Source organism: Nonomuraea aridisoli, assembly GCF_003236395.1.
Classification (GTDB): domain Bacteria; phylum Actinomycetota; class Actinomycetes; order Streptosporangiales; family Streptosporangiaceae; genus Nonomuraea; species Nonomuraea aridisoli.
In genome coordinates, this window is record NZ_POUD01000353.1 from 1 (window position 1) to 8,248 (window position 8,248).

Annotated in this window: 9 protein-coding genes and 1 tRNA gene; 6 read left to right on the top strand and 4 right to left on the bottom strand. The window is 69.7% G+C overall.

What is annotated here, in order from left to right; all coding sequences use genetic code 11:
• From C1J01_RS50625 to C1J01_RS43475, 5 genes are all read left to right on the top strand, one after another.
• Positions 1 to 613 (top strand): hypothetical protein (locus tag C1J01_RS50625; RefSeq protein ID WP_181449291.1); only part of this gene is annotated, 613 nt, incomplete at its 5' end.
• 72 nt (positions 614 to 685) lie between these two features.
• Positions 686 to 1,279: an oligoribonuclease gene (gene orn / locus C1J01_RS43460; protein ID WP_111184873.1), complete on the top strand. Its 594-nt coding sequence runs from the start codon at positions 686 to 688 to the stop codon at positions 1,277 to 1,279.
• A gap of 69 nt (positions 1,280 to 1,348) precedes the next feature.
• Positions 1,349 to 1,424: transfer RNA gene (locus C1J01_RS43465), tRNA-His, on the top strand.
• Positions 1,425 to 1,580: 156 nt separating this feature from the next.
• Positions 1,581 to 1,805 (top strand): helix-turn-helix domain-containing protein, encoded by a 225-nt coding sequence (locus C1J01_RS43470; RefSeq protein WP_111184874.1) that lies wholly within the window; start codon positions 1,581 to 1,583, stop codon positions 1,803 to 1,805.
• A gap of 126 nt (positions 1,806 to 1,931) precedes the next feature.
• Complete coding sequence (locus C1J01_RS43475) at positions 1,932 to 3,152, top strand: NAD(P)/FAD-dependent oxidoreductase (RefSeq protein ID WP_111184875.1); 1,221 nt, start codon at positions 1,932 to 1,934, stop codon at positions 3,150 to 3,152.
• Here C1J01_RS43475 and lat read toward each other — a convergent pair.
• The 4 genes from lat to C1J01_RS43500 form a co-directional block, all read right to left on the bottom strand.
• Entirely contained in the window at positions 3,142 to 4,419 is a 1,278-nt protein-coding gene (gene lat / locus C1J01_RS43480; RefSeq protein ID WP_111184876.1) for an L-lysine 6-transaminase, read from the bottom strand. The two genes, C1J01_RS43475 and lat, sit on opposite strands and share 11 nt — an antisense overlap.
• Before the next feature lie 49 nt (positions 4,420 to 4,468).
• Positions 4,469 to 5,011, bottom strand: a complete 543-nt coding sequence (locus tag C1J01_RS43485; protein WP_111184877.1) for an HdeD family acid-resistance protein — start codon at positions 5,009 to 5,011, stop codon at positions 4,469 to 4,471.
• A gap of 159 nt (positions 5,012 to 5,170) precedes the next feature.
• The gene (gene trhA, locus C1J01_RS43495; protein ID WP_181449292.1) at positions 5,171 to 5,818 is read right to left on the bottom strand and encodes a PAQR family membrane homeostasis protein TrhA; all 648 of its coding nucleotides are present in this window, start codon (positions 5,816 to 5,818) and stop codon (positions 5,171 to 5,173) included.
• A gap of 53 nt (positions 5,819 to 5,871) precedes the next feature.
• Complete coding sequence (locus C1J01_RS43500; protein WP_111184878.1) at positions 5,872 to 7,404, bottom strand: penicillin-binding transpeptidase domain-containing protein; 1,533 nt, start codon at positions 7,402 to 7,404, stop codon at positions 5,872 to 5,874.
• A 203-nt stretch (positions 7,405 to 7,607) separates the two neighbouring features.
• On the opposite strand from C1J01_RS43500, the gene C1J01_RS43505 reads away from it, so the two are divergent.
• Positions 7,608 to 8,248, top strand: a 641-nt coding sequence (locus tag C1J01_RS43505; protein ID WP_235855053.1) for a spermidine synthase, incomplete at its 3' end; no start/stop codon positions are given.

An 8,248-nucleotide genomic window follows, 5' to 3' on the forward strand; every position in this document is an offset into this window, starting at 1 on the left:
CTCCCAACTGCCGCCCTCCCAGCTGCCGCCGTCCCTGCCGCCCAGCCAGGACACCGGGACGTTCCCCCAGCCGTCCGGCGACCGGATCAGCGACCCGCGCAGCGGCCTGTCGTTCGAGGCGCCGGACGGCTGGACGGTGCCCCCGTACGAGAAGGTCAACAGCGGCGACCCGACCCAGCAGTTGTGGACGGCCGCGGCGCAGGCCACCGCGCAGCAGAACTACGACGGCCAGGACGGCGACTGGATCGGCAACGTCTACACCGGCCCGCTCCACGAGCTCTACCCCTATTCGGGCGTCTCGGGGCTGGGCGACACCGCCAAGGCGGTCTTCGTCGACTTCTCCAGCCGGTACTACAGCCTCGCCCACGAGAGCCGGATCGTCGAGGACAAGGCGATGAAGATCGGCGACAGGGACGCGTGGGTGCTCCGCTTCGAGCTCGACTTCAGCAAGATCTCCGAGGAGAACGGCTTCGCGTGGAAGAAGGAGGAGGGCGCGATCGTGTTGATGGACCGCGGCGAGGGGCAGAGCCCGGCCATGCTGTACGTCTCCGTTCCCGACAATCTCGGCACGGATGTGGTGAGCCGGGTTCTCGGCTCGCTCAAGCCCGCCTGACGCGTGGCACTAGGCTGGTGGATAACAAACGGGCGGATTGGAGTGCTCCGAGCCGCTGGGCGAGGAGATCGAATGAGTGACTTGCTGGTCTGGATCGACTGTGAGATGACCGGGCTCGACCTGGGTCGCGACGCACTCGTCGAGGTGGCGTGCGTCATCACCGACAGCGAGCTGAACGAGCTGGACGAAGGCGTCGACGTGGTCATCAAGCCGCCGCCCGAGTCGCTGGAGCAGATGACGCAGGTCGTCCGCGAGATGCACACCGCCTCCGGGCTGCTGCCCGAGCTGGCGGGCGGGGTGACGCTGGCGGAGGCCGAGTCTCTCGTGCTCGACTACATCCGCCGCCACATCCCCGAGCCGAAGAAGGCGCCGCTGTGCGGCAACTCGATCGGCACCGACCGCACGTTCATCGCGCGCGACATGCCCGGAGTGGACGCGTATTTGCACTACCGGATGATCGACGTCTCCTCGATCAAGGAACTGGTCCGCCGCTGGTACCCCCGGGTCTACTTCGCCGCGCCCGAAAAGCAGGGCGGGCACAGGGCTTTGGCCGACATCACGGAGTCGATCAGGGAGCTCCGCTACTACCGCGCGGCCATCTTCGTGGGCCAGCCCGGGCCCGATTCGGCGACCGCCAGAGCACTCGCCGAGCGTGTCACGGGCTAAAGGTGTGGCGTAAAAGCTCCCGAACCCCGCTACACTTTTCCTGTCGCCACCACTCAGGTGATGGCCGCGGTGGGTGTAGCTCAGTTGGCAGAGCGCCAGGTTGTGGTCCTGGATGTCGAGGGTTCAAGTCCCTTCACTCACCCCACGGGCAACGGCCGGTTCCTCAGGGACCGGCCGTTGTCGTTTTTCCCGACAACCGCCCCAAATCGCGACATTGCGGGTTATGCTCACTGTCTACCGCTAACGCCGGAAGCACGGGGGCATCGGCGATCTGACCGTCTGCGCGCCACCCGGAGGCCGGATGAGAGTCGACGACGCAGCGTTCGACAGCGTGATCACGTCCTTGAGCAAGCGTGAAGCAGAGGTCATGGACCTGATCGCCACCGGACAGTCCAACGGCGAGATCGCACAACGGCTCTTCCTCAGCGAGAAGACCGTGAAGAACCACGTCAACCGCATCTACGCCAAGCTGGGGGTCGACTCGCGCGTGCGCGCCATCGGCCTGTGGCGCTCCCGCCAGGAGTGATCGTCCAGCAGGCTCCCGACCGTCCGCGTGAAGCCGGCAGTTTCCAGGCGGTTCGCGCATTCGGGTTTAAGAGATGCTGAGAGTGCCAGATGCATCCTTGACGTCGTTCAAGGGGAGTGACTTGGCATGATGCAAAGACCGCGGGTCGTCGTCGTGGGCGCGGGCTTCGCCGGGCTGGCCGCCACACGCGAGCTGGCCAGGGGCGGCGCCCTCGTGACGCTGGTCGACCGCAATCCGTACGCGACCTTCCAGCCGCTGCTCTACCAGGTCGCCACGGCCGGTCTGGGCACGAGCGACGTCTCATACCCCATCAGGACGTACGCCGCCAAGTGGCCGAACGTGCGGGCACGCCGGGCCTCGCTGAGCAAGGTGCTGCCGGAGGAACGGCGGGTGGAGTTCGAGGACGGCACCGGCCTCGACTACGACTACCTCGTGCTGGCCACGGGCGTCACCACCAACTGGCTCAACGTGCCGGGCTCGCGGGAGAACGCGCTGCCGATCTACTCGCTCGGCGACGCCGCGGGGCTGCGGCGGCGGCTGCAGCACTACCTGGAGGACACCGCGACGGGCCGGCGCAAGAGCATGCACATCGTCGTGGTGGGCGCCGGGGCGACCGGCGTCGAGATGGCCGGCACGCTGGCGGAGCTGCGCCGGCGCACGCTGCCGCTCACCCATCCCGAGGTGCGTCCCGAGCAGACCAGCGTGACGCTGGTGGAGCGGTTCGACTTCGTGCTCGCGCCCTACAAGGCGCGGTTGCGGGACGCGGCGGCCAAGGCGCTGCGCAAGCGGGGGGTGAATTTGCGGTTGGGCTCCACCGTGGCCTCCGTCGAGCCGGACGCGGTGGTGCTGGCGGACGGCACGCGGCTGCCGAGCGACGTGACCGTGTGGGCGCTGGGCGTCACCGCACCCCCCGAGGTGGGCTCCTGGGGGCTGCCGCAGGGCAAGGGCGGCAGGGTGACGCTCACGGAGGCGCTGAACGTGCCCGAGCATCCCGAGATCTTCGTGGCCGGCGACCTGTCCGGGCAGCCCAGCCCGCTGCCCCAGCTGGCCCAGCCGGCGATCCAGATGGGCAAGCACGTGGGCAAGCAGATCATCGCCGCCGCCAAGGGACAGCCGGTGCGGCCGTTCTCGTACCGGGACCCGGGGATCATGGCGACGGTGGGCAAGGCGGAGGCCGTGCTGCAGTTGCCCAACGGGATGACGATGCGCGGGCTGCCCGCCTGGCTGGCGTGGATCTTCATCCACGTCGCCTACCTGCTCGGCGGGCGCAACCGCGTCAGCGTCCTGCTGAACTTCCTGTGGCGCTACGCCGGCCCGCGCCGCACCGCCACGAGCGTCACTCAGTAGAAAGGGCGGCGTCCAGGGCCGCGAGGCCCTGCTCGATGTCGGCCTCCGCGATGTTCAGCGCCGGGCGCAGCCGTACGGAGCGGGGCCCGCAGGGCAGCATCAGCACGCCGTGCTGCTCCCTGAGCCGGGTCACCAGCGCGTCGCGGGCGGCCTCGTCGGGCAGGTCGAACGCGCACATCAGGCCGCGGCCGCGGACGTTCGACAGGGTCTCGGGGTGGCCCGCCTCCAGTTTGGTGAGGCCTTCGAGCAACATGGCGCCGACCGTGCCGGCCCGCTCGATCAGGGCGTCGCGTTCGACGATCTCGAGGATGCCGCGGCTGCGCACCATGTCGACCAGGCCGCCGCCCCACGTCGAGTTGATGCGGCCGCTCTGCTGGAACACGTTGCCCGGCACCTCGTCCACCCGGCGGCCCGCCATGATCCCGCCGACCTGGACCTTCTTGGCGAACGCCACCACGTCGGGGGCGAGGCCCAGCTGCTGGTAGGCCCACGGCGTCCCGGTCGTCCCACCGCCGGTCTGCACCTCGTCCAGGACGAACAGGGCGTCGTACTCGTGGCACAGGTCCTGCATGGCGCGCAGGAACTCGGGCCGCATGTGGTTGTCACCGCCCTCCCCCTGGATGGGCTCGGCGATGAAGCAGGCGATGTCGTGCGGGTGGCGTTCGAACGCCTCCCTGGCCTGGGCGAGCGCGCGTTCCTCGGCGGCCTCGACGTCGCCATGGTGGACGGCGGGCACGTCGATGCGCGGCCAGTCGAACGTGGGGAAACGGTCGGTCTTGGCCGGCTCGGTGTTGGTCAGGCTGAGGGTGTAGCCGCTGCGGCCGTGGAAGGCCCTGGTCAGGTGCATGACCTTGGTACCGAGGTCGCGTGACCTGCCGGCGGCCTCGTTGCGGCGGCTCTTCCAGTCGAAGGCGGTCTTGAGCGCGTTCTCGACGGCCAGGGCGCCGCCCTCGACGAAGAACAGGTGGGGCAGTTCGGGGTCGCCCAGCACGCGGACGAAGGTGTCGACGAAGTCGGCCAGGTGCTCGGTGTAGATGTCGGGGTTGGCCGGCTTGTTGCGCGCGACCTGGCCGAGCAGGCGGACGAAGTCGGGGTCGAAGGGCGGGTTCACGCCGAGCGGCGCGGAGGCGAAGAACGTGTAGAAGTCGAGGTAGCGGCGGCCGTCGCGGGCGTCCACCAGCCAGGAGCCTCGGCTGAGCTCCAGGTCCAGGACGAGGTGGTACCCGTCGACGAGGAGGTGGCGGGCAAGGCGGGTGTGTACGTCCATAGCGCCTCCACGGCATTTCTACGGCGAAATACGAGCAGCTACGTAAAATTTACGGCATTCCTACCCTGTTGGTGAAGTTCTTCACTCGCAATGCCAAGGCGATCATGGCGATGCCGTAGAGGATCGCGAAGGCGCCGATGAGCCAGGCGAGGCTGACCAGGCCCGCGCCGGGCCAGATGATCAGCAGGACGCCGACGAGCACCGACAGGGCGCCCGCCACGATGAACGCCCACTCGTTCTCGATGACCTTGCGCAGGTGGATGCCGGCCGTGATCTCCGCCACGCCGCTGAAGATCGCCCAGAAGGCCACGACGTAGAGCAGGGCGAGGGAGGTGATGCCCGGCCAGACGAACGCCACGATGCCGGCCAGGATCCCGATGATGCCGGTGACGATGAGCCAGGTCCTCGACCGGGTCTCGTGACGGAAGCCGGCGAACAGCGCGAAGACGCCGCTGACCGCGGCGTACGCGCCGAAGAACACCACCAGGGCGAGCACGGTGATCCCGGGCCAGAGCAGCGCGAGGAAGCCGAAGACGACGGCCGCGAGGCCGCGGAGCAGCAGCAGCCACCACGACCGAGAGACATCTGCCATGCTGATCTGCTTTCCGGGACGCACCCGAAAACAGACCAGTACGGGGTCAAATGTCAGCGATCCGGATGCCGACGGTGCCGGCGCTCCCCCGGCGGATGAGGCTGCCCAGGATGACGAGCCGCCCCGCGAGGCCGTACTTGCGCCACCCGGTGCCGAGGTTCACGCGTGCGAGTAGACCACGATCGACACCGCGATGTACTGCACGAGGTAGGCGGCGAGGGTGAAGGCGTGGAAGATCTCGTGGAAGCCGAACCAGCGGGGTGAGGGGTCGGGGCGGCGCAGGCCGTACACGACGGCGCCGGCCGAGTAGAGGACGCCGCCGACGGCCACCAGCACCACGGCGGCCACGCCCGCGCCGTCGAGCAGCTGCGGCATGACGAAGATCGCCGTCCAGCCCAGCGCCAGGTAGAGCACGGTGTAGAGCCAGCGCGGCGCGCTCAGCCAGAGCATCCGGAACAACACCCCGGCCAGGGCCCCGCCCCAGATCACCGACAGCACCGCCACCCGCGCGACCCCCTCCAGGGCCAGCAGCGCGAACGGCGTGTACGTGCCCGCGATGATCAGGTAGATGTTCGCGTGGTCGATCCTGCGCAGGAACTCGGCCAGCCGGGGGCCGAGCGTGCCGCGATGGTAGGTCGCGGAGATGCCGAACAGCAGGGCCGACGTGATGGCGTAGACGGTGCTGGCCAGGCGCGCCTGCAGAGTCGGGCCGAGCGCCACGAGCACGAAGCCCGCGACCAGCGTCACGGGCAGCGCTCCGGCATGCAACCAGCCACGCAGCCTCGGCTTCACGGTGATGGTCGTCATAGAAACCTACGGTACCGTAGGTTACGGTTTCCGCCGCTTCGCCGAGACCGAGATCACAGGCCCTTCAGGAAGCGGGCGGCGATGGGCACGGCCGCGGCCCGCCCCGACCCTCCGTGCCGGAGGAACACGCAGAAGGCCAGGTCCTCGCGGAAGCCGATGAACCAGGCGTGCGAGGTCTCCCCCTCGACCTCGGCCGTGCCCGTCTTGCCCGACACGTCGGGAGGGAGCCCGCCGTCGGCGGCCGTGCCGTGGTCGACCACGGCCCGCATCATGTCCCTGAGTGCGGCCACGATCCCGGCGTCCATCGGGGCGTCCTCCCCTGGCACGCCGTCGACGCGGCGTACCTGCTCCTCCGACAACAACCGGGGCGAGCGCCAGACCCCGTTCTCGACGGCGGCGGCCAGCGCGGCCATGCACAGGGGGCTCGCCACGACCTCGCCCTGCCCGATCGCGTCGGCACCGAGCACGTCGAGGTCGGCGGCGGCCGGGACGGTGCCGCAGGTGCCGCCGATGCCGGTCGCGATCGACCGGCCGAACCCCCATTCGTCGGCCGTCCCGCTCAGCTCCTCGCCGGTGAGCCGGGTCGTCGCCTGCTCGACGAACGTGGTGTTGCAGGAGTGGGCGAAGGCGTCGGTGAACGTCACGATCCCGCGGTCCACCTCGCCGTCGTTGGTGAAGGAGCGGTGGAACGGGATCGTGTACGCGCCGGGGCAGCCGACCTGCGCCGCCGGGTCGAGGCCGGTCTTGAGCAGCGCCGCCGCGGTGATCGTCTTGAAGACGGAGCCGGGCGGGAAGACGTCGCGCACGGCGCTGTAGTTGTCGCGCAGGCGGTCGGCGAGCGCGAGGATCTCGCCGGTGCTCGGCCGGATGACGACGATCGCGGAGTCGTCCACGGCGTCCAGCGCACGCGCCGCCGCGGCCTGCACCGGACGCGACAGGGTGGTGCGCTCGACGTTCGCCTCCGGGCGGCGGGTGAGCAGCTGCCGGTCGGGCTGCCCCGGCGCCTTCGACACCAGCGCCCAGCCGTGGTTCGCCTCGGCGAACTCGGGCCTGAGCGGTTCGAGGTAGGCCTCGGCGTAGCTGTCGTTGGGGATCTTCTCGCCCTCCCTGGTGACGAGCTCGGCCGCCGAGGCGTCGATCTCCGTCAGCTCCAGCGTGCCGCCGTCCTTGAGCAGCGGGTGCAGCGTCTCGGGCGTCCAGAGGACCTTCCAGGCGCGGTCGCGCACGCCCAGCCGCAGGACGCCGTCGAACGGCCAGGACCCCAGCTCGGCGAGCTCGCGCACCCCCGCGAACGGCACCTCGGCGCTCTCGTCCCCGGTCTCACGCAGTCCGCCCGGGGTGACCTGGAAGGACTCGACGTGCAGGTCCTCGCTCAGCGCGCGGTGCCGTTCGACGAAGTCGGAGGGCGGCTGGAACACCAGCCTGACCATGGCCATCACGTCGCCCCTGCGCCAGGCGTCGAAGTACTCCTCGGCCGTCTGCTCGGCGCTGCCCTTGACGCGGTTGGCGGACGCGACGGCGAAAGCACCGGCCCCGACTATCGCGACAAGCGCGATGACGAGCACAATCAGCCTTCGTCGTCGCATACGGTTCTCCCAGGGAGGGATCTGACGTGGTACGTGGACAGCGGGAACCGATGCCCGGCCTGTATCCGGTGACGTTCGGAGAGGTCGAGCTTCTCCGGGATCTGGACAGGCAGGACGGCTGGATGTTGTCCAAGGATGGCGTACCTCAGTCGTATGTAGACCTACAAGACCCGACATTTCTGGAATTTGAGTATGTACGGCTCATGGCGGACGTGATCGATCTCCTCCCGGAAGGTCCGCTGAGCTGTGTGCACGTCGGCGGCGGCGCCTGCACGATCCCCCGTTACGTCTCGGCCGCCCGGCCCGGGTCGCGCCACATCGTCATCGAGCCCGACGGGCTGCTGGTCAACCTCGTCCGCGAGCAGCTCGACCTGCGTTCGGTGCCCAAGCTGAAGGTCATCGTCGCGGGCGGGCGCGAGGGCACGGCGAAGGTCTGGGACGCCACGGCCGACCTGGTGGTGCTCGACGCGTTCACCGGGGCGACGATGCCGGTGGAGCTGGCGACGGCCGAGTACATGGGCGACCTGGCGCGCGTCCTGCGCCCCGGCGGGACGCTGCTGATCAACCTGGCCGACGGCAAGGGGCTGGCCTTCGCCAGGCGGCTGCTGGCCACGGTGACCGGCACGTTCGGCCATGTGGCGCTGCTGGCCGAGCCGGGGATCATGCGGGGGCGGCGCTTCGGCAACCTCATCGTGGCCGCCTCCCGTACGCCGCTGCCGGTCGATCTGCTCACGCGGCGCGCGGCGGGCGGGCTGACGCAGGCGCGGTGCGTGCACGGGGAGGCGCTGACCCACTTCATCGCGGGCGCGGCCCCGATCAGGGACGGCGACCCCGTCATCGCCCC

Excerpts from the sequence above, each read along its gene's own strand:
- lat (WP_111184876.1), bottom strand. The coding sequence starts at position 4,419 with ATGGACGTACACACCCGCCTTGCCCGCCACCTCCTCGTCGACGGGTAC.
- C1J01_RS43470 (WP_111184874.1), top strand. The coding sequence starts at position 1,581 with ATGAGAGTCGACGACGCAGCGTTCGACAGCGTGATCACGTCCTTGAGC.
- C1J01_RS43485 (WP_111184877.1), bottom strand. The coding sequence starts at position 5,011 with ATGGCAGATGTCTCTCGGTCGTGGTGGCTGCTGCTGCTCCGCGGCCTC.
- C1J01_RS43475 (WP_111184875.1), top strand. The coding sequence starts at position 1,932 with ATGATGCAAAGACCGCGGGTCGTCGTCGTGGGCGCGGGCTTCGCCGGG.
- trhA (WP_181449292.1), bottom strand. The coding sequence starts at position 5,818 with ATGACGACCATCACCGTGAAGCCGAGGCTGCGTGGCTGGTTGCATGCC.
- orn (WP_111184873.1), top strand. The coding sequence starts at position 686 with ATGAGTGACTTGCTGGTCTGGATCGACTGTGAGATGACCGGGCTCGAC.
- C1J01_RS43500 (WP_111184878.1), bottom strand. The coding sequence starts at position 7,404 with ATGCGACGACGAAGGCTGATTGTGCTCGTCATCGCGCTTGTCGCGATA.